Genomic DNA, 21,064 nt, shown 5'->3' on the forward strand with positions numbered 1-21,064 from the left:
GCGCGAGCCGGATTTATTACGTCAGCGCCGGATAATCGCGCTGGATGCCCTCCCGGATCCATCCGGCCTGGATCGCGCGAAACAGGATCTGGGCCGTCTTGAGATCATTGGCCTTCATGCAGAGGTCGACGATGCGGCGGACCGCATCGTCGCGCATCAGATCGTCTGCAATCTTCATCGCGATTTCCATCGCGACGCGGGCCGCACGCTCATAGCGCTCACGTTCGCGCGTGGCAGTCTGCGCGGAGCCTCCGACGGCCTCCGCGCCCGCTCTCGCGGCATCGCAGATGTTGCGGATTCGCTCCGCCGCGTCGATATCGCCGAGCGGCCCCGGGATCGGCTCATCCCAGATGTCGGCCGGCTGCCGCCTTGCGAACCACTTCATTGCCCCCACCAATGGTCGTCGTTGCTTGCACCTTTCAGGACATGCGGCGCGGCCCGATCGCCTCGAACTGCGCCTTCTGCTCGTCGTTGAGCGTGGCGTAGAAATCATCGAGCGCCGCGCGCACCGACTTGATGCCGTCCAGCATCGCATCCAGCCGCTTGCGGATCGTGGCCATGCGGGCCGGCGGTGTCATGACCTCATTGGGCTCGCAGGTCGCTTTCAGCGATGCGCTGGCCTTGACGCTGGTGTCCTGCAGCACCTGAAGCGCCGCGCGCTGGGTGTCGCTCGGACGAAGTCTTTCCTCGATCGTGGCGCCGGGCCAATCGAACGCGGCGGGCACGCTGCAAGTCTGCACCGGCGATCCGCCCGCATTGTTCGATGCGCTGGCGCGCCGCTGATCGTCAGCGAGGGCATTGAAGCGCGCCTTCTGTTCGTCGTTGAGCGAACCATAGAACTGGTCGAGGGCGGGCTGGACCAGATCGACGGCCTTCTGCATCGCCTCGATGCGTTGCTGCATGGCCGCGAGCCGGCCGGGGGCCGTCGCTGCGGCCTGCGTCGGACAGGATGTGCGGATCAGTGCTGCCGCGTCGACCGAGGCGTTGCCGAGCGCATCGAGAGCTGAGCCCTGCGCATCCGTCGGCTGCACCGCGGATGCGATCTGATCGATGGGCAGCCCGGCGATGGCGCGGTGGTCACTGCCGCAGAGCTGATCGAGCGGTGCGCTGCGCGCCCGCCGTCGTCCCTGCGGTTGCTGCGGCAGATAGGCCGACAGGCGATCAAAACCGTAGGGGCCGAATATTCCGGCATAGATGTCCGGGTAGCCATAACCCCAGAAGCCGAGCCCGTCGCCCCAGATCGTGTAGTCGTAGAGGTCGTTATAGGCGAACGGCCAGAACAGCGGACCAACCCAGCCATAGCCGCCACCCGCATGTTGCCACCAGCCGCTGCTCGCGCCGCTCCAGCCGGCGAGTGCGGCCGCGGCGGCGAGCTGCGCACGCGCCGCCGGATTGCTGATCAGCCGGCCGTTGCGGAATGCGCTGGAGTTGAGGGCATTGCGGAAGCTCGCGGGACGGATCGCCGCGTTGCGGATCTGACCAAAATTGGGCCCGCCGCGCCGGGCACCCGTGGTGAACCGCATGCCGCGATGATGTCCGCCGCCATGCACATGCCCGCCGCCATGACCGCGGAAATGTCCGGCGCCGTGATGGCCACCGCCGTGTCCGCCTCCGTGGCCGCCGCCATGACCCCCGCCATGACCCCCGCCATGTCCGCCCTTCGCCAGGGCCGCGCCCGCCAGCATGCAGGCAAACGCCATTGCGGCAATTCCAATGACCGGTCGCACCATCGCATCCTCCCGCAGAGCCGCGCCATTGAGGCACCGGAACTTGGCGGGAATTGGAACCGGCAGGATTGCCGAAAGTTCCCGGTCTACGCCTCGGGCACAATCTTGCCGGGATTGAAGATGTTGAGCGGATCGAGGGCCTTCTTCAGGGCCCGCATCGCATCCAGTGCCTCGGGGCCGAGCTCCGCCTTCAGATATTTCTGCTTGCCCTGGCCGATGCCGTGCTCGCCGGTGCAGGTGCCGTCCATGGCCTGCGCGCGCTCGACCAGGCGATGCATGAACTCTTCGCCGCGCGCCATCTCGGCGGCGTCGTTGGTGTCGCAGACCAGGGAGCAATGGAAATTGCCATCGCCGACATGGCCGACGATCGGCGACAGCAGGTTGAGCCGCTTGAGATCCTCCTCGGTCTCGCTGACGCACTCGGCAAGGCGAGAGATCGGCACGCAGACGTCGGTCGCGACCACGCCGATGCTGTCGCCGGGCCGCAGCGCCTTCACGGACCAATAGGCGTCGTGCCGCGCCTGCCACAGTTTGGTGCGGTCCTCCGGCTTGGTGGTCCAGGAGAAATCGCCGCCGCCGCAATCTTTCGCGATCTCGCCGAAGGCCTTGGACTGTTCGGCGACCTCGATCTCGCTACCGTGGAATTCCATCAGAAGCAGCGGCGTCTCCGGCAGCGTCAGCTTCGAATAGGCGTTGCAGGCTTGCACCTGCGCGGCGTTGAGCAGCTCGATACGCGCCACGGGAATGCCGGTCTGGATCGCCAGGATGACGGCCTGACAGGCCCCGTGCACAGTCTCGAACGACACCGCGCCGGCCGCGATCGTCTCGGGAATGCCGCGCAGGCGGATGGTCAATTCCGAGATGATGCCGAGCGTGCCTTCCGCACCGACGAACAGATGGGTGAGGTCGTAGCCCGCCGATGACTTCTTGGCGCGCGTGCCCGTGGTGATGATCTCGCCGTCGCCGCGTACCACCTTCAACGCCAGCACGCTGTCGCGCATGGTGCCGTAGCGCACCGCATTGGTGCCGGAGGCGCGGGTCGAGGCCATGCCGCCGAGCGAGGCATCCGCGCCGGGATCGATCGGGAAGAACAGGCCCTGGTCGCGCAGGTGCTCGTTGAGCGCCTTGCGGGTCACGCCGGGCTGGATCACGCAGTCGAGGTCCTCGGCATGCACCGCGAGCACCTTGTTCATGTCGCGCAGGTCGATCGAGATACCGCCGGCGGGCGCGTTGACCTGGCCCTCCAGCGAGGTGCCGGTGCCGAAGGGAATGACCGGGACGCCGTTCTTGGCGCAGATCCGCACCACGTCCTGGATGTCGGCGGTCTCCTGCGCCATCACCACGCCATCCGGCGGCTGGTTGGGGATCCAGGTGGTGGTATGGCCGTGCTGCTCGCGCACGGCCTGCGAGGTGATGAGGCGGTTGCCAAAGCGTGCGGCGAGTTGCTCCAGCGCGCTCGCGAGGGCTTTCGGCTCCGGCCGCGGCGGATTATTGGTGATGGTCGTACCCACGGAATTCCTCCCGACAGAAGAACCGTGGCAAAGGACATAAAGCCGGTCAAGTCAAGCGACCGGACGCATAGCTTGGGAAGGAAACATGCCGGAGACTGCCGCCTCGACGCCCAAAGCAGAGCCGTTCCGCGCCGCGATCATGCAGATCGAGCCGCAATGGATCGACTACAACGGCCATCTCAACATGGCCTATTACAACGTGATGTTCGACCGCGCGATCGACCAGCTCTGGAGCGAGCTCGGGATCGGGCCCACCTATATGAAGGAGCGCGGCGGCTCGACCTTCACGGCCGAATGCCATGTGCGCTATCTGCGCGAAATCCACCTCGGCGATCCCGTGCAGATCCTGGTGTGGTTGCTGGAGGCTGACGACAAGCGGCTGCATACATTCGAGGAGATGCGGCACGCGACCGAGGGCTGGCTGTCGGCGACGTCCGAGAACATGTCGCTGCACATGGACATGAATGCGCGGCGCGTTGCGCCGTTTCCGCCCGATATCAGCGAGCGCATCGCTGCGGTCACGAAGGCCCACAGCGCGGTCCCGCGCCCCGAGGGCATCGGCCGGAACGTGGCGATGCCCTCGAAGCGCTAAGCGCTATACCCTGTTGCGGCCGCGGGCCAGGCCGACCACGGCCGAGACCAGGAACAGAACGACCGCGATGAAGAAGATGATCTTGGCGATCTCGATCGAAGCGCCGGCGACGCCGCCGAAGCCCAGGATGCCGGCGATCAGTGCGATAACCAGAAACGTCACAACCCAGCCTAGCATGGTCAAACCCTCGTCTTGATGTTGTCTGCGTCGACGCGGCTCGCCGCGCCACTTGCCCAGACAATCTCGAGGCGGGAACGATGGTTCCGGGTCCTGCAACAGCGAAATTCGCGGCTCGCGAAGGAACAAATTGACCTGCCGCGCACGTGGAAAACCTGTTTTCGCCGCCCCATATAGCCACCATCCCTGTTAGAAGGCTCCCTCCCGTCACCCCGCGGTGTCATCGTGGGGCCAAATGATTCGCATGACCGAGCCGAGCAAGATCACTGGCGTACCCGACCACCAGCCCGCAGCCGGCGGCATCGCCGCGCGTGCGCGCGCCTCGGTGGGCCCGAAATACCTGTCCGGGCTCAATCCGGAGCAGCGCGAAGCGGTGGAGACGCTGGACGGCCCGGTCCTGGTGCTGGCCGGCGCCGGCACCGGCAAGACCCGCGTGCTGACGACGCGTATCGCCCATATCCTGAGCCAGGGCCGCGCCCGCCCCGCCGAGATCCTGTCGGTGACCTTCACCAACAAGGCCGCGCGCGAGATGAAGCACCGGCTCGGCCAGATGCTCGGCCATGCGGTGGAGGGCATGCCGTGGCTCGGCACCTTCCACTCCATCGGCGGCCGCATCCTGCGCGTCCATGCCGAGCTGGCGCAGCTCAAGTCGAACTTCACCGTGCTCGACGTCGACGATCAGGTCCGGCTCTTGAAGCAACTGCTTCAAGCCGAGAGCATCGACGACAAGCGCTGGCCGGCGCGCATGCTGGCCGGCCTGATCGACGGCTGGAAGAACCGCGGCCTGATGCCCTCGCAGGTGCCCTCGGGCGAAGCCGCCATGTTCGCCAACGGCAAGGGCGGCAAGCTCTATGCGAGCTATCAGGAGCGGCTGAAGATCCTGAACGCGGCCGATTTCGGCGATCTCCTGCTGGAGAATATCCGCATCTTCCGCGAGCACCCGGATATTTTGCGGCAGTACCAGCAGCGCTTCAAATTCATTCTGGTCGACGAGTACCAGGATACGAACGTCGCACAATATCTGTGGCTGCGGCTGCTGTCGCAGGCGCCGTCGGATTCGTCGTTCACCTCTCCCCGCGCGCGGGGAGAGGTCGCATCGCCCGGCAGCGCAATTGCGCGCCTGAGCGATGCGGGTGAGGAGGACTCTCCGCAAGCTGAACCCGTGAAGACAACCCCTCTCCCCGTGCAGGACGGGGAAAGAGAGCAGAAGCCTCACGTCAAGAACATCTGCTGCGTCGGCGACGACGACCAGTCGATCTATGGCTGGCGCGGCGCCGAGGTGGACAACATCCTGCGCTTCGACCACGATTTCCCGGGCGCAAAGGTCATTCGCCTGGAGCGCAACTACCGCTCGACCGGGCACATCCTCGCCGCCGCCTCGCATCTGATCGCGCACAACGAAGGCCGGCTCGGCAAGACGCTGCGCACCGAGGACCAGGACGGCGAGAAGGTCACGGTCACAGGCTCGTGGGATTCCGAAGAGGAAGCCCGCGGCATCGGCGAGGAGATCGAGCAGATCCAGCGCAAGGGCGAGAAGCTCAACGAGATCGCGATCCTGGTGCGCGCGTCCTACCAGATGCGCGAGTTCGAAGACCGCTTCGTCACGCTCGGCCTGCCCTATCGCGTCATCGGCGGCCCGCGCTTCTACGAGCGCGCCGAAATCCGCGACGCGCTGGCCTATTTGCGCGTCATCAACTCCCCGGCCGACGACCTCGCCTTCGAGCGTATCGTCAACGTCCCGAAGCGCGGCCTCGGCGATGCCACCGTGCAGATGCTGCACGACCACGCCCGCAAGCGCCGCATTCCCCTGTTCGAGGCGGCCCGCGCGGTGGTCGAGACCGACGAGCTGAAGCCCAAGGCGCGCGGCTCGCTTCGCGACGTCGTCGCGCAGTTCGACCGCTGGCGCGCCCAGCGCGAGGTCACCGCCCACACCGATCTCGCCCAGATCGTGCTCGACGAGAGCGGCTACACCGAGATGTGGCAGAAGGACCGTTCGGCCGACGCCGCGGGCCGGCTGGAGAATTTGAAAGAACTCGTGCGCTCGATGGAAGAGTTCGAGAACCTGCAAGGGTTCCTGGAGCACATCTCGCTGGTGATGGACCGCGACAGCGGTGCCGACGAGGACGCGGTGTCGCTGATGACGCTGCATTCGGCCAAAGGGCTCGAATTCGACAACGTGTTCCTGCCCGGCTGGGAGGAAGGCCTGTTCCCGAGCCAGCGCACGCTGGACGAACAGGGCCGCGCGGGCCTCGAAGAGGAGCGCCGGCTCGGCCATGTCGGCCTGACCCGCGCCCGCCGCCGCGCCATGATCTATTTCGCGACCAACCGGCGCATCCATGGCACCTGGTCGACCACGATCCCCTCGCGCTTCCTCGACGAATTGCCGGCGGCCAATGTCGAGATCACGGAGTCCAAAGGCGGTTCGGCCTGGGGCGGCACCGGCGGCTACGGCGCCTCGCGCTTCGACGACATGGAGGCGTTCGGCTCGACCTATTCGACGCCGGGCTGGCAGCGCGCCCAGGCCAACCGCAACCGCGGCGGCGGACGCAATGGCGGCGGCTTCGAGGAAGAAGCCGCGACGTTCTCCTCCTCGTCATCCGGACCGGATTTCGGCAGCTTCTCCTCCCGCCGTCGCGCTCCCCTGACGATCGAGGGCGAGCTGGTCGCCAAATCAACCGGCACGACGTCCGAATTCTCGCTGGCAGACCGCGTCTTCCACCAGAAATTCGGCTACGGTCGCGTCACCAAGATCGACGGCAACAAGCTCACCATCGCCTTCGACAAGGCCGGCGAGAAGAAGGTCGTGGACAGTTTTGTGCAGCGGGCGTGAGGCCTGCGATATGGCCCAATACGTTGCTGTCATTGAGGACACCGATCCCGAAGCCGTCAGCTTGTGGTTTCCGGACCTGCCCGGCTGCATTTCCGGCGGCGACGACGTCGACGAGGCCCTGGAGAATGCTCCAGAGGCCCTCGCATTCTATGCACAGGAGCTTGGCGCCGACGGCCGCCGGCTTCCTCCGCCGCGGACGCTGGACGAGCTCAGGGCCGATCCGGAGTTCGCCGACGACCTGGGAAACCACACCGTCGTCCTGATCGAATGGCCACCCCTCGACACCGCCGAGTGAGGACTGTTCGCCGCACTCCCCTGGGCTTCGACGGTTCTCCTCCGAACAGGTCTTGACCATCGCGAACTTCCCCGTATCAGATAAAGCCATGGTCCGGGGCTCCATCACACTGATCTTGCTGACATTGGGGATGCCGTCGCTCAGCGCGGCGGAGACCATGAGCTTTGGCGATTCGATCGGAAAGCTGGCGGCGAGCTGCGGCGCGGAAATCGTCGCCAATTGCCGTGGTGTCAACCCGGACTCGACCCGCCTGAAGGAGTGCCTGTCGCGCAACCGCGACGTGCTGTCCCCGCAGTGCCAGAGCGACTATCTCGGCGCCTTCGACGCCATCCAGAAGCGCGTTGCCGCGCGCGTCACCGTGGCGAATGCCTGCCAGCGCGAGATCGTCAAGGTCTGCGGCGGCTCGACCAAGGAGACCAGCAAGTCGATCCCCTGCCTGGTTTCGACCCCCAAGGGCATCAGCAACAACTGCCTGAAGGCCGTCGACGACGCGGGGTATCGCTGATGCGCGCGACGAGGCTCTACATTGCCGGACCGGCCCTCGCGTTTGGCCTCGCTTGGCTCGCGGGCACAGCCGTCGCGCAGACGGCGGCGCCGACCCGCGACGACATCGTCGGCAAGCTCAACCATCTCGAAGAGCCCGGCGAGGTCGATCTCCCCGCGCTGAAGACGCAGGTGATGGAGCGCGCCAAGGCCAGGATCAAGAATGATCCCGGTCCGGTGAACCGGCCGCCGATCGCGCCTGATCTCGCAAAGCTGCCCGCCTTCAACGCGCAGATCCAGTTCGATGCCGACACGCCGATCATCCAGCCGGCATCCTACCAGACCGTCGGCCGCATCGCGGACGCGCTGGTTCATTCCTCGCTGCTGCCTTACACGTTCCTGATCGTCGGCCACGTCGAATCCAATTCGAAGACGCGCGAGGCCAATGCGATCCTGAGCCAGCGCCGCGCGGACGCGATCCGCGACGTGCTGGTGAACACCTTCAAGATCTCGACCAAGCGGCTGCATCCGATCGGCCTCGGCGAGGAGCAGTTTCTCGACCGCGCCAAGCCGACGTCGGCCGTCAACGGCCAGTTGCAAATCCTGACCTATGCCAAGGTGCCCGAGGAGGCGCCTGCGCGTCCGGCCGCAGCGCCCGCGCCTGCGGCGAAAAAGCCCGCCAAGAAGCGCTGAGCACACGCGCTTCGCACCCGGTGGAACCCTTTGAAGTCCTGATCGTTTTGTAACCTGTCCGGGGCGCACCCATACGGCTTTGCGCGACAAAAGCGCCGGTTTGTGCACCGCCCTGTCCAGTGCTATAGCCACTGTTCGCCCTTCCCGATCCCGTGCTGCATGAGACCAAAATGGGTGGCATTTTTCAGCGCCAACTTGCCGTTTACGTCGAGTACCATCGCGATCCCCGGAATACGGCGATGCATGTGATCGGTATTCTTCTGTTGTTCACCGGCGCGGTGATGCCGCTGACGCTGGTCCGGCTTCCGCTGTTCGGTTTCGATGTCAGCCTGGCGGTGATCCTGGCCTTGCCGGTGCTGATCTATTGGCTGCTGCTGGATGTGGCGCTCGGGATCGGCATTCTGGCTGTTTCCATCGTGCTGTTTTCGGTGGCGACGACGATTGCGGCGCAGGTCAGCACTGCGACGATGTGGGCGATTTTCGCCGCGCTGGTGGCGCTCGGCCTCGCCGCGCAGACCATCGGTCACAAGGTTTTTGAGGGCCGCGAAGCCTCGCTGTTCACTTTTCCTTCGCATCTTTTGCTTGGACCGATGTTCGTCATGGCAAAATTATTCATTGCATTGGGCTTCCGTCGCGACCTTGCCGCGATTCTGGCGCCTCTTCCGGCGAATTCTCTTTCAACCCGATAGTTCTAGAAGCGAAATAGCAACCTTCTGCATGGCTCTCGTCCTGGTTACCGGTGGCAGTGGCTTCATCGGACATCATCTCGTCGAAGCGCTCCGCGCCTGTGGGCAGCGGGTGCGCGTGCTCGATGTCCGCGCGCCGGCCGCGGGGAACACTGACGTCGAACACGTGCAGGGTTCGGTGCTTGACGGCGCCGCGGTCGATGCTGCGATCGCCGGGGTCGATCAGGTCTATCACCTTGCCGGTCTGCCCGGCATGTGGGTCGCCAACAAGCAGGACTTTCACGAGGTCAATTGCCGCGGCACCGAGATCGTGCTTGCGGCCGCGATGAAGCGCGGCGTGTCGCGCTTCCTGCACTGTTCGACCGAATCGATCCTATTCCCCTATTCCGACCTGAACGGCGTCCCCGCGGAAGAAGCGTTGCAGCCAGCCGATGCCATGCCGGGCGCCTATACACGCTCGAAGTCGCTCGCCGAGCACTGCGCCGCAAAGGCCGCGGCCGATGGCTTTCCGCTCGTGATCGGCACGCCGACCATGCCGATCGGTGCCGCCGACCACAATCTTACGCCGCCGACCGCGATGCTCTGGTACTTCCTGCAGAAGAAGGTGCAGCCGCATCTCAACTTCCTGGTCAACCTCGTCGACGTTCGCGACGTTGCCATGGGCCTGGTGCTGACCATGGAGCGCGGCCGCCTCGGCCAGCGCTACATTCTCGGCGGGGACTGCGTCCCGCTCGGACGCATCCTGCGGATGATGTCGGCGATGAGCGGCCGCCGGCAGTTTCCGGTCGTCGTCCCCGGCAAGATCGCCGAGCTCTCCGCGATCATGCTGGAATACATCTCCGATCAATTCACGCGCCGGCCACCCAACGGCACCGCTGAGGGCGTGCGCATCGCGCTCGCCGCGAGCGATCTTTCGATCGGCAAAGCCCGTAACGAGCTCGGCTATTCGCCGCGTCCGATCGAGCCGGTGCTGCGCGAAACCATCACCCATCTGCTTGCCCGCAACGGCCAGCAGCCCACCGGCGCCATCGAGCATCGCGCGCTCTCCTCGCGCGCTGGCTGAAGCCGCCGCCCAACGCAAAGAACCTTCATGTCCTTCGATTTCAGCAAGCTTCTCTCCGTCGCCTGGGGTGGCTGGACCACGGCCTGGCCGACCGAACTCCTGGCCCTGGTCTGGCTCGCCTTTCTCGCCAGCTGGGTTGGTGCCTCGTTCTGGCAGGGGCGGACCAAGAAGCAGGTCATGACGCTTGAGTCGCAGCGCTATCGCCTGCCGATCCTGGTCGGCGGCATCCTGTACACGCCATGGGTTGCACAGCTCCTGGGCTGGAAGCCGCTTTGGGTGCTCGGCAATACCGGCATCTACATCGCTGCGGTCCTCTCCGCGGCCGGCATCGCCTTCGCCTGGTGGGGCCGGCTGCATCTCGGAAAATTCTGGTCGAACACCATCACCCACAAGGAAGATCACCGCGTGATCGACACCGGCCCCTACGGCATCGTGCGTCACCCGATCTACACCGGCTTGATCTTCGGCATGCTCGTCACCGGCATCGCAATCGGCCTCGTAACGACGATCCTTGGCGCGATCCTGATCTCGCTCGGCATGTGGCAGAAGGGCCGGATGGAAGAGGTGTTCCTCTCCAAGGAGCTCGGCGAAGACGCCTACGGCGCCTATTGCCGCCGCGTGCCGATGATCATTCCGTTCCTGTCGCCGCGTTAAGGGCGTAGCAACTGGCCCTCACTCTCGTGTCCCGGACGCGCTGCGCTGCGTCCGGGGCACGAGCGCACGCTTTTACGCACCAAGGAACTGCTCCTCCCCTTGCCCGTTAGCTCCGCGACATCTGCACCACGCAGAGCATCGAGCCGAGCCCAAGCCATGTCGGACGCCTACGATTATTTCCGCGAGCACGCGATCGCCGCCTTGCGCAAGGCGCGGGCGCTGCCGCCTGGGCGTACCAAGCAGAAGCAGCGTACGGTCGCGCGGGTCTATCATCTGCTATCCAGGGAAGCCGCGCTCGCACCCAACGTCCATCACCTCGACGATTTTCGCGCGGCACGGCAGCTCGAGCGGCAGATCGGCCGTTGATCTCCGGGCACCACCCGTCGGCGCTCGTCCCATGCAAATTCGATCGGCTGCCATTCCCAGGGAATAGGCCCCAGCGGCATGCCGCATAGGTTGACGCCGGCCCCGTCAGCCAGTTGGATGCGCGCGCAAACAGGGGCACCTCATGACCTTCTCCAGCATCTTCGCGCAGTTCGTCGCGATCCTCGGCGGCATCGCGCTGCAATGGCGCAAGATGACGGGCACCGAGCCAGCGCCGGCCTGGGGCCAGAGCCCCGCCATTCCCGAAGCGAAGCCGCAAGGCGCGATCCCGACCTTGAAGATGCCGACCGCGCGCGGCTGGAGCGAGGGCCAGAAACCGACGGTCGCGCCGGGCCTTGAGGTCAACGCGTTCGCCACCGGCCTCGACCATCCGCGCTGGATCGAGGTACTGCCGAATGGCGACGTGCTGATCGCGGAGGCGACGCAGATCGCGGGCGCGCCGAGGAGCGTGTTTCACTATGCGATGCAGGCGACGATGCGCCGCGCCGCCGCGCTCGGCGTGTCCGCCAACCGCATCACGCTGCTGCGCGACAGAGACGGCGACGGCGTCGCCGAAGTTCGCGGCGCCTTCATGGAGAACCTCAATCAGCCCTTCGGCATGGCGCTGGTCGGCGACACCTTCTATGTCGGCAACACCGACGGCGTGATGGCGTTTCCCTATGTCGCGGGGGCCGACCGCATCACCGCGCCGGGCAAGCGCCTCACGACTTTCAAGCCAGGCGGCCACTGGACGCGCAGCCTGCTCGCAAGCCCAGACGGCAAGAAGCTCTATGCCGGCGTCGGCTCGCTCAGCAACATCGCCGAGATGGGCATGGAGGTCGAGGAAGGCCGTGCCGCGGTGTACGAGCTCGACCTCGTCGCTGGCACGCATCGCATTTTCGGCGCCGGCTTGCGCAATCCCGTAGGCCTGGCCTGGGAGCCGAAAACGAACGTGCTCTGGACCGTCGTCAACGAGCGCGACGGGCTCGGCGACGAGACGCCGCCCGATTATCTCACCTCGGTGCGTGACGGCGGCTTCTACGGCTGGCCCTATTGCTATTGGGGCAAGACGGTTGACGACCGCGTGCCGCAGGATCCGGCGATGGTCGCCAAGGCGCTGCAGCCGGACTACGCGCTCGGCGGCCACACCGCTTCGCTCGGCCTGTGCTGGATGCCCGCGGGCACCCTGCCCGGCTTCGGCGACGGCATGGTGATCGGCCAGCACGGCTCGTGGAATCGCAGCAAGCTGTCCGGCTACAAGCTGGTGTTCATCCCGTTCGAGAACGGCAAGCCGTCCGGTCCGGGTCGCGACATCCTGTCGGGCTTCCTGTCCCCCGACGAGAAGGAATCCTACGGCCGCCCGGTGGGCGTGACGATCGGCCCCGACAAGAAATCGCTGCTGATGGCCGACGACGTCGGCAACGTGATCTGGCGCGTCACGGGAGCGTAGAGCCTCACGTCCCCACGCACAGGGTGGCGCGCTGCTTCTTGAGCAGCGCGATCACGGACAGTGCGGTGATCAACCCGGTCTTGGGATTCTCCGACGGGATGTTCTCGATGCCCATCGAGAACCTAGCCGAATCCGCGTCGACCTCGATGCGATGAACGTTGCGAGTCACGGTCGGGTCGGCCCAGACCTGGATCTGAGTGCGATCAGGCCCGATGCCCGCCAGCGACAGCGCAACGGCGACATTGACGTTCGCCGGAAAGCCTTTTGCGGCTTCGCGCGCGCTGCCCTCGAACAATTTCAGCGGCTCGCGCAGATTGTCGATATCGATGTTGTTCTGCACGATGAACGGCGCCCCCTTCAGCCCGTCGATCGGCTTGCGCGTCACCATCTTCACGGAATGAATGGTGCCGATGGCGGCGGCGTTGACGGCGTCGAGCCCGATCAGTGCGCCTGTCGGCACGATGATGCGGCCGCCATTGGCGCGGGCGAGATCGACGAGATCGAAATTATCGAGCAGGCCGCCGACGCTGACCACGACCGCGGCCTTGCCGCGCCTCACCGCGGGCTCGACGATGGAGCGCAGATGATGGCTCGGCGCGCATTCGACCACGATGTCGGCGGCCTCGCCGAGCTGCTCGAGCGGCAGGATTCGCGGCGGGCGGCGCAGGCTATCGAGGAATGCCTGATGCTTTGCGGGATCGCGCACCGCGACGGCGGACAGGGCCAGCCCCTCGATGCCCTGATCGAGCGCGGTCGCGATCTTGCTGCCGATCGAGCCCAGCCCGGCAATGGCAACGCGCAATTCACCCGGCGTCTTTTGTTCGCTCATCGCATCCACCTTCTCACCCTAGCCTACGTCATAGCCCCTCACGCCTCCCGCGCATAGCTGCGCAGGCGCGCCTCCAGCACCGCCAGCATGGCATCGCGAGCCGGATCGCGCGTGCCGCGCAGCCAGGCGGCGGCAAGCGGCAGCCGGCCGACCGGACCGCTCTGCCTCAGCCGGAGCGGCACGAAGCGCACGCCCGACACCGCCATCCGCGTGGTCCAGCGCGGCACGATCGCGACGCCGAGCCTGGTGGCCACCAGATGGATGATGGTCTGCTTCTCGTCGGCGACCTGCACGATGCGCGGTGTCAGCCCGGCCTGCTCGAACAGCTTGATCGTGAGATCGTGGCTGTGCGGCCGCGAGCGGCGATCCGGCACCAGCATCGCCTCGTCGGCGATGTCGGCCAGCGTGATCGACTTGCGCCTCGCCAGTGCATGCCGCTGCGGGAACGCCACGATCGCGGTCTCCTGGAGCAGATTGCGGAATTCGAGCCGCTTGTCCGCGCGGCCCGGCGGGCGGACGAAGGCAAGATCGAGCGCGCCGGTCAGCACCTTCGGCAGCAGCCGGACCGTCTTGTCCTCGAGAAGCTGCACCGCGATGTCAGGATGGCTCGCGCGAAAGTCGCGCAAGAGCGGCGGCAGCAGCCCGGCCGCCGCACTGTCGATGGCACCGATCCGCAGCCGCCGCGCGGCTCCCGCACGCGAGCGATTGCGAAGGCTGTTCTCGACGGCCTCGACCTTGGCGAGGATGGCACGGGCATCGCGCAGCAGCGTCGTGCCGTCCTCGGTGAGCGACACCGCGCGCGTGGTCCGCGCAAACAGCCGCGTGCCGAGATCCTCCTCCAGCAACCTGATCTGCCGGCCCAGCGCCGAGGGCAGCATGTGGAGCTGCTGCGCAGCGCGGCCGAAATGCAGCTGCTCGGCTGCCGCCACGAAGCACCGACGCTGATGCAATTCCATTCCCGGCCCTCTCACCTCAGACGGCGATGATTATATCATTTTTTTGTATAAACCAGCGTCGCTTGAGACGGTTTGGGCCACCGTCTAGATTCGGCGCCGACGCAGCCCGCCGGATCCGGCGCGGCACCACTGACATCCCAAACGGAGCCTCCCATGCGCACCCATTCGATCGCGGCCATTCCCGCCGACGGCATCGGCCCCGAGGTGATCTCGGCCGGCATTCGCGTGCTGGAGGCGCTGGCACAGCGCAGCGGCGATCTCGCCTTCGACGTCAAGACGTTCGACTGGGGCTCGGACTATTACAAGAAGCACGGCGTGATGATGCCGGCCGACGGTCTCGCTGAGCTCAAGAAGTTCGACGCGATCTATTTCGGCGCAGTCGGTGCCCCCGACGTGCCCGATCACATCACGCTGTGGGGCCTGCGCCTGCCGATCTGCCAGGGCTTTGACCAATACGCCAATGTGCGGCCGACAAAGATCCTGCCCGGCGTCGCCTCGCCGCTGCGCAATGTCGGCGTCGGCGATCTCGACTGGGTGATCGTGCGCGAGAACTCGGAAGGCGAATATGCCGGCATGGGCGGCCGCGCGCACAAGGGCCTGCCGGAAGAGGTCGGCACCGAAGTCGCGGTGTTCACCCGCGTCGGCGTCACCCGCATCATGCGCTATGCGTTCCAGCTCGCGCAGTCGCGCCCGCGTAAATTCCTGACCGTGGTGACCAAGTCCAACGCCCAGCGCCACGGCATGGTGATGTGGGACGAGATTGCCGCCGAGGTCGCGACCGAATTCCCCGACGTGACCTGGGACAAGATGCTGGTCGATGCCATGACGGTGCGCATGACGCTGCATCCGAAGAGCCTCGACACCATCGTCGCGACCAATCTGCACGCCGACATCCTCTCCGATCTCGCCGGCGCGTTGGCGGGAAGCCTCGGCGTGGCGCCGACCGGCAATATCGATCCGCAGCGCCGCTTCCCCTCGATGTTCGAGCCGATCCACGGCTCGGCCTTCGATATCACCGGCAAGGGCATCGCCAATCCGGTCGCAACCTTCTGGACCGGCGCGCAGATGCTGGAGCATCTCGGCGAGAAGGATGCGGCGTTACGGCTGATGGCCGCCGTCGAGCGTGTCTGCGCCGCCGGCGTGCTGACGCCCGATGTCGGCGGCAAGGCGACGACGAAAGAAGTGACGGACGCCGTGATCGACGCGATCCACGGGTCGAACGTGTAGAGTCCAGCTTGGAGAGGCGAAGACGCCCTACTTCCGCTTCGTCGGAGCCGGCGGCGGCGTCGCCATCGCGGCGGTGGGCTCGGGCGGTGTCAGGTGGCGCGGGACGATGATGGTTTGCCCTGGGGTGAGCGGCGCATTCTCCGCCAGCGAGTTGCTCTGCGCCAGCGTCCACAGTGGCACGCGATTCGCGGCGGCGATGCTCTCCATGGTATCGCCCTTGCGCACCGGCACCCGCACGCCGGAGTCCCACAATTCAACCAGCGTATCCGCAGGCACGAGATAACGCAGCGGCACGGCATCGGCCTGGGTCTGCGGCGGAATGCGCGGCAACTGCTTCACCATCTCGACGATCTGGCGATGGATGTCGTCGGACTTCTCGATGTTGATGTGCGAGACGCGGCTATTCTCCTTGAGATCGTAGCTCGCGTAATGGCCGCGAAAGCCGGAGACCGCGACGACGTCACCGCCGCCGAGCACGCTGTCGGACAGGAAGATGTTGATGAAGCGCTCGACATTGAGCGGCACGTCGCCGGTCGCATGCGCGGGATCGATGGCGATGACGAGGCTGATCGGGATGTTCTCCTTGGCCGCCATCTCTGAGATGACGACCGAGCACAGCCCGCCCATGGAATGGCCGATCAGCACGATCGGCGCCGGGCTTTCCTTGTAGCTGGCGATGACACGATTGCCGATGAACCGGCACAGGGTGAACTCATAGACATTGGCCGAGAAGCCGGCCTTCGTCAGCTTCTCCTCGAGCCGATCCATACCGGTCGAGAAGATAGGCCCCATGGCACCGCGGAACAGGTAGATCTTCGGCGGCGGCAGCGGCTCGAACGGCGGGGGCGGCGGCGCGGCAGGGACGGCGGCCGCCGCGGGCTTCGACTTAGCGGGTGAAGCGGCTGCTACGCCGGGATCCAGGGCGAGCAGCGCAATGGCTGCCAGCACGACAAGGCGCCTCAGATCAATCATCAGTCCAGCAGTCCCACCACGGAAGGCAGAGGCCTCCCCTTGGGGCTTAGTGACCACCGATTTGGTGAATTTTGGGGCGCAGGAACTGGGGCACGCGCCTATCAAAGACCCGTGATCTCATAACGGGGACTTTCTCGGCGCGGTCACTGTCTGTTCCTGAGCCGGCTGCGATGCGCGGCCTGCTTGGCGCGATTGCCGCAGACCGACATGATGCACCATCGCCGTGCCCGCCTGCGGGTGTGGTCGGCGAACAGCATCATGCAGTTATGGCCCTCGCATGCCTTCACGTCGGAAAAATCCTCGTCGCAGACGAACTTTGCCATTGCCTCGCCGATAGGCAGCAGCAGGGAGTCCGGCGACCGCCAGCGGCGCTTCATTCGTAGCGCGAGAACGCTGTCATCGCCCGGCCCAGGCTCGATCCGCCTGAACATGTCGTCGCGCTCAAGCAAGCTGTTGAGCGGGCCGAGCTCGCGCAGTGCATTCGCAGTCAACGGCCGACCGGCATGCTTGCGCACGAAGCCGCGAAACCACTCGCGCAGGGCACGGGCCTGATCAGCGACCTTGTCGAGCTCGCCCGGCTTCGCGCGCACCCTCAGTTCGTCCAGCTCCTCCGCCGGCACCAGCTTCGCCTGGGCCAGCCAGTCGATCAGGCCATCGCCGTCCCCGAGCCAGTCGACGGGCGTATCGACCGGCGTCGCCACCGAATTGAGGAAATCGAGGCCGAGCGAGTCGGCGATGAACATCGCGGGCGGTCTGTCCATGAGCGGTCCCAGAAACAAGGTTCACAAATATGTAACCTGTTAAGGCACGATTGACAAGTTACTCGAGAGTACGTAACCCTCAATACAGAACTCAACAGGTTATTCAATGGAGATGGCTATGACCCCGACCACCTATCGCACCGCCGATGTCGATGGTTTCAAGGTGTTCTATCGCGAGGCCGGGCCCAAGGGCGCGCCGAAGCTGCTGCTCCTGCACGGCTTCCCAAGCGCCGGCCACATGTTCCGCGACTTGATCCCGCTGCTGGCGGACAGGTTTCACATCGTGGCGCCGGACCTTCCCGGCTTCGGCCAATCGGACATGCCGCCGCGCGAAAACTTCGTCTACAATTTCGACAACGTCGCCCATGTGATCGAGCGCTTCACCGAGGTGATCGGCTTCGATCGCTTTGCCGTCTACGTGTTCGACTATGGCGCGCCGACGGGCTTTCGGCTGGCGCTCAGCCATCCCGAGCGGATCAGGGCGATCATCTCGCAGAACGGCAACGCCTATGAGGACGGCCTCAGCGATGGCTGGACCCCGATCAAGGCCTATTGGCAGGATCCCTCCGCTGCAAACCGCGAGGCGCTACGCGCCTTCCTCACGCCGGAGGCGACGCGCTGGCAATATACGCACGGCGTCCCTGACGCGACCCTGGTGTCGCCGGACGGCCAGAACCTCGACAATTTCTACCTGGCGCGCCCGGGCTCGGATGACGTGCAGCTCGACTTGTTCGGCGACTACAAGAGCAACGTCGCGCTCTACCCGCTCTTCCAGAGCTACTTCCGCACGCATAAGCCGCCGTTCCTGGCGGTGTGGGGCAGAAACGATCCCTTCTTCATTCCGCCCGGCGCCGAGGCGTTCAAGCGCGACAATCCCAACGCGGTGGTGCAGTTCTTCGACACCGGCCATTTTGCGCTGGAGACGCATGCGAAGGAGATCGCGGAGAGCATCCGTGCATTCTTGAAATGACGGCGGTAGGCACGACCGCGCGATAGCTTCGCGCGTGTCGGCATTATCGAGATAGTCATGCGCGACGAAATCCGTCGCGCAGAACCGCTCAGTTCCTTGCCGGGGCCGTCGCCGCCGCCGAACGGGCCTGCCGCGGTGCGCCGCGTTCGGCGATCGGGGCTGCCGGAGCGCGCGAGCGCATGATGGCGGCGTCGATCTCGGCGATGACGCGGCGCTGGATCGCTTCGTTCTTGTCGATCGAGATGTGGCCGACGCCGGTGCCGCGCACGTCGACATTGTCGAGCTTGCCGCGCAGGCCCTGCGCGGCCCGCACCGGCTCACCGGGACCGTCGCCGATATAGATGTTGATGTAGCGCTCCGCGCCGGTCGAGAGCCTGGTCTTGAACACGGAGTCGAGACCGATCGCGAGCTTCACGGGCACGCCGAGCTGGTTGAGCTTGGCGATCATGTCGGGCAGCGCCGTGGCGCCGGAGGAATGGCCGACCAGGATGATGGTCTTGAGGCGGCCGGCCTTGTAGGCGGTCGCGGCTTCGTCGGCGAGCGAGGACCAGGACACGAAGTTGGCGACGGTGACCGGGACGCCTTGTGCCTGCAGCCGGGCGCCGATCGTGTCGAGCCCGAGCGAGAAGATGTTGAGCACGCCGCGGAGCAGGTAGACATGCGTGGTCGCGGCCTGGGCCTGGCTCGGTGCCGCGTTGGCGGGGACCGGACTCATGGCAACAGCTGACAGCAGGAGCAGGCCCATCGCCCAGACGCGGAGGGCGGACAATTGGCTGGCGCCGGCGGTGTGACGGCCGTTCGGTCTCATCGATGTTTTCCCTGGGGACATACGCTTTGCGATTGGCCGGAATCGTAGCCATGGCCTGCTCGCAGACGCAACAAAGAGCCGCGTGAACGGCAATCTTAGCCACAGCCCGTGACCATCGCGCAACACTTGCCTGGAACCTGCCACCGAAGAGCCTGTTTTGAGACCATTTTTCTCCAGCCGATTGCGGCCGGGCAATGGCATTCCTATCTCAGGGCTCCGCTGACCCGCCCTCCCGGCAGAGGCCAGCCTCCCCCTCCCCAGCCCTTGCCCCTCATCCTCGCGGCCATCATGTCCTCCATCATTTCCGTCGCCAATTTGTCGAAGACCTATGGGTCCGGCTTCAAGGCGCTCAAGAACGTCAATCTCGATATCAAGCGTGGCGAAATCTTCGCGCTGCTCGGCCCGAACGGCGCGGGCAAGACCACGCTGATCTCCATCATCTGCGGCATCGCCAATCCGAGCGAGGGACGCGTCCTGGTCGGTGGCGAGGACATCCAGACCTCCTACCGCAAGGCACGCTCGCTGATCGGCCTTGTGCCGCAGGAATTGCACACCGATGCTTTCGAGAGCGTGTGGGCGACGGTGAGCTTCTCCCGCGGACTGTTCGGCAAGCCGAAGAACCCTGCGCATATCGAGAAGGTGCTGAAGGACCTCTCGCTGTGGGACAAGAAGGACAACAAGATCATCACGCTCTCCGGCGGCATGAAGCGCCGCGTGATGATCGCCAAGGCGCTATCGCACGAGCCGCAGATCCTGTTCCTGGACGAGCCCACCGCCGGCGTCGACGTCGAGCTGCGCAAGGGCATGTGGGAGGTCGTGCGCACGCTTCAGCAATCCGGCGTCACCATCATCCTCACCACGCATTACATCGAGGAAGCCGAGGAGATGGCCGACCGCATCGGCGTCATCAACAAGGGCGAGATCGTGCTGGTCGAGGACAAGGCGACCTTGATGCAGAAGCTCGGCAAGAAGCGGCTGACGCTGCATCTGCAGGGCAAGATCGCCGCACTCCCGGAAAGCCTTCATCATTACGAGCTCGAGCTCTGCGACAACGGCGCAACGCTGGTCTACGACTACGACACCAAGGGCGAGCGCACCGGCATCACCAGCCTGCTCGGCGATCTCCGCACCGCCGGCATCCGCTTCAACGATCTCGACACGACGCAATCGTCGCTCGAGGACATCTTCGTCGACCTCGTGAGGACGTCATGAATCACCGCGCCATCCGCGCCATCTATCTGTTCGAAATGGCACGCACCTGGCGCACGCTGCTGCAAAGCATCGTCTCGCCGGTGGTTTCCACCTCGCTGTATTTCGTGGTGTTCGGCGCCGCGATCGGCTCGCGCATCAGCCAGGTCGAGGGCGTCAGCTACGGCACCTTCATCGTGCCGGGCCTGATCATGCTCTCCGTGCTGACGCAGAGCATCGCCAACGCCTCGTTCGGCATCTACTTCCCGAAGTTCACCGGCACGATCTACGAGATCCTGTCGGCACCGATTTCCTACTTCGAGATCGTGCTGGGCTATGTCGGCGCCGCCGCGACCAAGTCGATCATTCTGGGCCTGATCATCCTGGCCACAGCCGGGCTGTTCGTGCCGCTGCATATCCATCATCCCATCTGGATGCTGGCCTTCCTGGTGCTGACGGCGGTGACGTTCAGCCTGTTCGGCTTCATCATCGGCATCTGGGCCGACGGCTTCGAGAAGCTGCAGATGATCCCGATGCTGGTGGTGACGCCGCTGACCTTCCTCGGCGGCAGCTTCTATTCCATCGACATGCTGCCGCCCACCTGGCGCACGGTGGCGCTGCTCAACCCGGTCGTCTATCTGATCTCCGGCTTCCGCTGGAGCTTTTACGAGATCGCGGACGTCAGCATCTCCGTCAGCATCGGCATGACGCTGGCGTTCCTGGTGATCTGCCTGGTCGTGATCTGGTGGATCTTCCGCACGGGTTATCGGCTGAAGAATTGATTTGTCGTTCCGGGGCACGCGATGCGTGCGCCCCGGAATGACGTCGG

General features: G+C 65.4%; 23 protein-coding genes. 14 read left to right on the forward strand and 9 right to left on the reverse strand.

What is annotated here, in order from left to right:
• Positions 1–16: 16 nt before the first annotated feature.
• From AC0WRY_RS27455 to AC0WRY_RS27465, 3 genes are all read right to left on the reverse strand, one after another.
• The gene (locus AC0WRY_RS27455; protein ID WP_491121743.1) at positions 17–385 is read right to left on the reverse strand and encodes a hypothetical protein; all 369 of its coding nucleotides are present in this window, start codon (positions 383–385) and stop codon (positions 17–19) included.
• 34 nt (positions 386–419) lie between these two features.
• Entirely contained in the window at positions 420–1,730 is a 1,311-nt protein-coding gene (locus AC0WRY_RS27460; RefSeq protein WP_491121745.1) for a Spy/CpxP family protein refolding chaperone, read from the reverse strand.
• Between the two features lie 83 nt (positions 1,731–1,813).
• On the reverse strand, positions 1,814–3,238 hold the full coding sequence (locus tag AC0WRY_RS27465; protein WP_194403890.1) for an FAD-binding oxidoreductase: 1,425 nt from the start codon (positions 3,236–3,238) through the stop codon (positions 1,814–1,816).
• 85 nt (positions 3,239–3,323) lie between these two features.
• On the opposite strand from AC0WRY_RS27465, the gene AC0WRY_RS27470 reads away from it, so the two are divergent.
• On the forward strand, positions 3,324–3,830 hold the full coding sequence (locus AC0WRY_RS27470; RefSeq protein WP_194403891.1) for a thioesterase family protein: 507 nt from the start codon (positions 3,324–3,326) through the stop codon (positions 3,828–3,830).
• Positions 3,831–3,833: 3 nt separating this feature from the next.
• Here the strand turns inward: AC0WRY_RS27470 and AC0WRY_RS27475 are convergent, their stop codons facing one another.
• Positions 3,834–4,007: a DUF1328 domain-containing protein gene (locus AC0WRY_RS27475; protein WP_028138034.1), complete on the reverse strand. Its 174-nt coding sequence runs from the start codon at positions 4,005–4,007 to the stop codon at positions 3,834–3,836.
• A gap of 235 nt (positions 4,008–4,242) precedes the next feature.
• On the opposite strand from AC0WRY_RS27475, the gene AC0WRY_RS27480 reads away from it, so the two are divergent.
• The 9 genes from AC0WRY_RS27480 (at position 4,243) to AC0WRY_RS27520 (ending at position 12,524) form a co-directional block, all read left to right on the forward strand.
• Complete coding sequence (locus AC0WRY_RS27480) at positions 4,243–6,837, forward strand: ATP-dependent helicase (protein WP_491121748.1); 2,595 nt, start codon at positions 4,243–4,245, stop codon at positions 6,835–6,837.
• 10 nt (positions 6,838–6,847) lie between these two features.
• Entirely contained in the window at positions 6,848–7,132 is a 285-nt protein-coding gene (locus AC0WRY_RS27485) for a type II toxin-antitoxin system HicB family antitoxin (RefSeq protein ID WP_194403893.1), read from the forward strand.
• A gap of 88 nt (positions 7,133–7,220) precedes the next feature.
• The gene (locus AC0WRY_RS27490; protein ID WP_194403894.1) at positions 7,221–7,637 is read left to right on the forward strand and encodes a hypothetical protein; all 417 of its coding nucleotides are present in this window, start codon (positions 7,221–7,223) and stop codon (positions 7,635–7,637) included.
• Positions 7,637–8,308 carry an OmpA family protein gene (locus tag AC0WRY_RS27495; protein WP_491121751.1) on the forward strand — a complete coding sequence of 224 codons (672 nt, stop codon included), beginning with the start codon at positions 7,637–7,639 and terminating at the stop codon, positions 8,306–8,308. The genes AC0WRY_RS27490 and AC0WRY_RS27495 overlap by 1 nt, the downstream gene beginning before the upstream one ends.
• A 170-nt stretch (positions 8,309–8,478) precedes the next feature.
• Positions 8,479–8,997: an Mpo1 family 2-hydroxy fatty acid dioxygenase gene (locus AC0WRY_RS27500; RefSeq protein WP_491121753.1), complete on the forward strand. Its 519-nt coding sequence runs from the start codon at positions 8,479–8,481 to the stop codon at positions 8,995–8,997.
• A gap of 28 nt (positions 8,998–9,025) precedes the next feature.
• Positions 9,026–10,057, forward strand: a complete 1,032-nt coding sequence (locus AC0WRY_RS27505) for an NAD-dependent epimerase/dehydratase family protein (protein ID WP_491121754.1) — start codon at positions 9,026–9,028, stop codon at positions 10,055–10,057.
• A gap of 27 nt (positions 10,058–10,084) precedes the next feature.
• Positions 10,085–10,711: a methyltransferase family protein gene (locus AC0WRY_RS27510; RefSeq protein WP_018319663.1), complete on the forward strand. Its 627-nt coding sequence runs from the start codon at positions 10,085–10,087 to the stop codon at positions 10,709–10,711.
• 156 nt (positions 10,712–10,867) lie between these two features.
• Positions 10,868–11,077 carry a hypothetical protein gene (locus AC0WRY_RS27515; RefSeq protein WP_194403898.1) on the forward strand — a complete coding sequence of 70 codons (210 nt, stop codon included), beginning with the start codon at positions 10,868–10,870 and terminating at the stop codon, positions 11,075–11,077.
• A gap of 142 nt (positions 11,078–11,219) precedes the next feature.
• Positions 11,220–12,524 carry a PQQ-dependent sugar dehydrogenase gene (locus tag AC0WRY_RS27520; RefSeq protein WP_491121757.1) on the forward strand — a complete coding sequence of 435 codons (1,305 nt, stop codon included), beginning with the start codon at positions 11,220–11,222 and terminating at the stop codon, positions 12,522–12,524.
• 4 nt (positions 12,525–12,528) lie between these two features.
• Here the strand turns inward: AC0WRY_RS27520 and AC0WRY_RS27525 are convergent, their stop codons facing one another.
• On the reverse strand, positions 12,529–13,353 hold the full coding sequence (locus tag AC0WRY_RS27525) for an aspartate dehydrogenase (protein WP_491121759.1): 825 nt from the start codon (positions 13,351–13,353) through the stop codon (positions 12,529–12,531).
• 38 nt (positions 13,354–13,391) lie between these two features.
• On the reverse strand, positions 13,392–14,309 hold the full coding sequence (locus tag AC0WRY_RS27530) for a LysR substrate-binding domain-containing protein (RefSeq protein ID WP_491121761.1): 918 nt from the start codon (positions 14,307–14,309) through the stop codon (positions 13,392–13,394).
• Positions 14,310–14,462: 153 nt separating this feature from the next.
• Here AC0WRY_RS27530 and AC0WRY_RS27535 point away from each other — a divergent pair, with 153 nt between their 5' ends.
• Positions 14,463–15,536, forward strand: coding sequence for a tartrate dehydrogenase (locus AC0WRY_RS27535; protein WP_194403902.1), 1,074 nt, complete (start codon positions 14,463–14,465; stop codon positions 15,534–15,536).
• A gap of 27 nt (positions 15,537–15,563) precedes the next feature.
• Here the strand turns inward: AC0WRY_RS27535 and AC0WRY_RS27540 are convergent, their stop codons facing one another.
• The gene (locus tag AC0WRY_RS27540; protein ID WP_491121763.1) at positions 15,564–16,508 is read right to left on the reverse strand and encodes a LysM peptidoglycan-binding domain-containing protein; all 945 of its coding nucleotides are present in this window, start codon (positions 16,506–16,508) and stop codon (positions 15,564–15,566) included.
• Positions 16,509–16,651: 143 nt separating this feature from the next.
• The gene (locus AC0WRY_RS27545) at positions 16,652–17,269 is read right to left on the reverse strand and encodes a CGNR zinc finger domain-containing protein (protein WP_491121765.1); all 618 of its coding nucleotides are present in this window, start codon (positions 17,267–17,269) and stop codon (positions 16,652–16,654) included.
• 118 nt (positions 17,270–17,387) lie between these two features.
• Here AC0WRY_RS27545 and AC0WRY_RS27550 point away from each other — a divergent pair, with 118 nt between their 5' ends.
• Positions 17,388–18,239 (forward strand): alpha/beta fold hydrolase, encoded by an 852-nt coding sequence (locus AC0WRY_RS27550; protein WP_491121767.1) that lies wholly within the window; start codon positions 17,388–17,390, stop codon positions 18,237–18,239.
• A gap of 88 nt (positions 18,240–18,327) precedes the next feature.
• On the opposite strand, the gene AC0WRY_RS27555 is transcribed toward AC0WRY_RS27550, so the two are convergent.
• A complete protein-coding gene (locus AC0WRY_RS27555) occupies positions 18,328–19,047 on the reverse strand; it encodes a hypothetical protein (protein WP_491121769.1) in 720 nt (239 codons plus the stop codon).
• 288 nt (positions 19,048–19,335) lie between these two features.
• Here AC0WRY_RS27555 and AC0WRY_RS27560 point away from each other — a divergent pair, with 288 nt between their 5' ends.
• Positions 19,336–20,259 (forward strand): ABC transporter ATP-binding protein, encoded by a 924-nt coding sequence (locus AC0WRY_RS27560; RefSeq protein ID WP_211416313.1) that lies wholly within the window; start codon positions 19,336–19,338, stop codon positions 20,257–20,259.
• Positions 20,256–21,017, forward strand: coding sequence for an ABC transporter permease (locus AC0WRY_RS27565; protein ID WP_194403908.1), 762 nt, complete (start codon positions 20,256–20,258; stop codon positions 21,015–21,017). Before AC0WRY_RS27560 ends, AC0WRY_RS27565 begins: the two co-directional genes overlap by 4 nt.
• Positions 21,018–21,064: the final 47 nt, after the last annotated feature.

The sequence above is a fragment of the Bradyrhizobium sp. T-12 genome (genome assembly GCF_058314695.1).

Bases quoted from the DNA above. Each gene is read 5' to 3' on its own strand.
- AC0WRY_RS27455 (WP_491121743.1), bottom strand. From the start codon at position 385: ATGAAGTGGTTCGCAAGGCGGCAGCCGGCCGACATCTGGGATGAGCCG.
- AC0WRY_RS27460 (WP_491121745.1), bottom strand. From the start codon at position 1,730: ATGGTGCGACCGGTCATTGGAATTGCCGCAATGGCGTTTGCCTGCATG.
- AC0WRY_RS27470 (WP_194403891.1), top strand. From the start codon at position 3,324: ATGCCGGAGACTGCCGCCTCGACGCCCAAAGCAGAGCCGTTCCGCGCC.
- AC0WRY_RS27475 (WP_028138034.1), bottom strand. From the start codon at position 4,007: ATGCTAGGCTGGGTTGTGACGTTTCTGGTTATCGCACTGATCGCCGGC.
- AC0WRY_RS27480 (WP_491121748.1), top strand. From the start codon at position 4,243: ATGATTCGCATGACCGAGCCGAGCAAGATCACTGGCGTACCCGACCAC.
- AC0WRY_RS27485 (WP_194403893.1), top strand. From the start codon at position 6,848: ATGGCCCAATACGTTGCTGTCATTGAGGACACCGATCCCGAAGCCGTC.
- AC0WRY_RS27490 (WP_194403894.1), top strand. From the start codon at position 7,221: ATGGTCCGGGGCTCCATCACACTGATCTTGCTGACATTGGGGATGCCG.
- AC0WRY_RS27495 (WP_491121751.1), top strand. From the start codon at position 7,637: ATGCGCGCGACGAGGCTCTACATTGCCGGACCGGCCCTCGCGTTTGGC.
- AC0WRY_RS27500 (WP_491121753.1), top strand. From the start codon at position 8,479: ATGGGTGGCATTTTTCAGCGCCAACTTGCCGTTTACGTCGAGTACCAT.
- AC0WRY_RS27505 (WP_491121754.1), top strand. From the start codon at position 9,026: ATGGCTCTCGTCCTGGTTACCGGTGGCAGTGGCTTCATCGGACATCAT.
- AC0WRY_RS27510 (WP_018319663.1), top strand. From the start codon at position 10,085: ATGTCCTTCGATTTCAGCAAGCTTCTCTCCGTCGCCTGGGGTGGCTGG.
- AC0WRY_RS27515 (WP_194403898.1), top strand. From the start codon at position 10,868: ATGTCGGACGCCTACGATTATTTCCGCGAGCACGCGATCGCCGCCTTG.
- AC0WRY_RS27520 (WP_491121757.1), top strand. From the start codon at position 11,220: ATGACCTTCTCCAGCATCTTCGCGCAGTTCGTCGCGATCCTCGGCGGC.
- AC0WRY_RS27525 (WP_491121759.1), bottom strand. From the start codon at position 13,353: ATGAGCGAACAAAAGACGCCGGGTGAATTGCGCGTTGCCATTGCCGGG.
- AC0WRY_RS27530 (WP_491121761.1), bottom strand. From the start codon at position 14,309: ATGGAATTGCATCAGCGTCGGTGCTTCGTGGCGGCAGCCGAGCAGCTG.
- AC0WRY_RS27535 (WP_194403902.1), top strand. From the start codon at position 14,463: ATGCGCACCCATTCGATCGCGGCCATTCCCGCCGACGGCATCGGCCCC.
- AC0WRY_RS27540 (WP_491121763.1), bottom strand. From the start codon at position 16,508: ATGATTGATCTGAGGCGCCTTGTCGTGCTGGCAGCCATTGCGCTGCTC.
- AC0WRY_RS27545 (WP_491121765.1), bottom strand. From the start codon at position 17,269: ATGGACAGACCGCCCGCGATGTTCATCGCCGACTCGCTCGGCCTCGAT.
- AC0WRY_RS27550 (WP_491121767.1), top strand. From the start codon at position 17,388: ATGACCCCGACCACCTATCGCACCGCCGATGTCGATGGTTTCAAGGTG.
- AC0WRY_RS27555 (WP_491121769.1), bottom strand. From the start codon at position 19,047: ATGAGACCGAACGGCCGTCACACCGCCGGCGCCAGCCAATTGTCCGCC.
- AC0WRY_RS27560 (WP_211416313.1), top strand. From the start codon at position 19,336: ATGTCCTCCATCATTTCCGTCGCCAATTTGTCGAAGACCTATGGGTCC.
- AC0WRY_RS27565 (WP_194403908.1), top strand. From the start codon at position 20,256: ATGAATCACCGCGCCATCCGCGCCATCTATCTGTTCGAAATGGCACGC.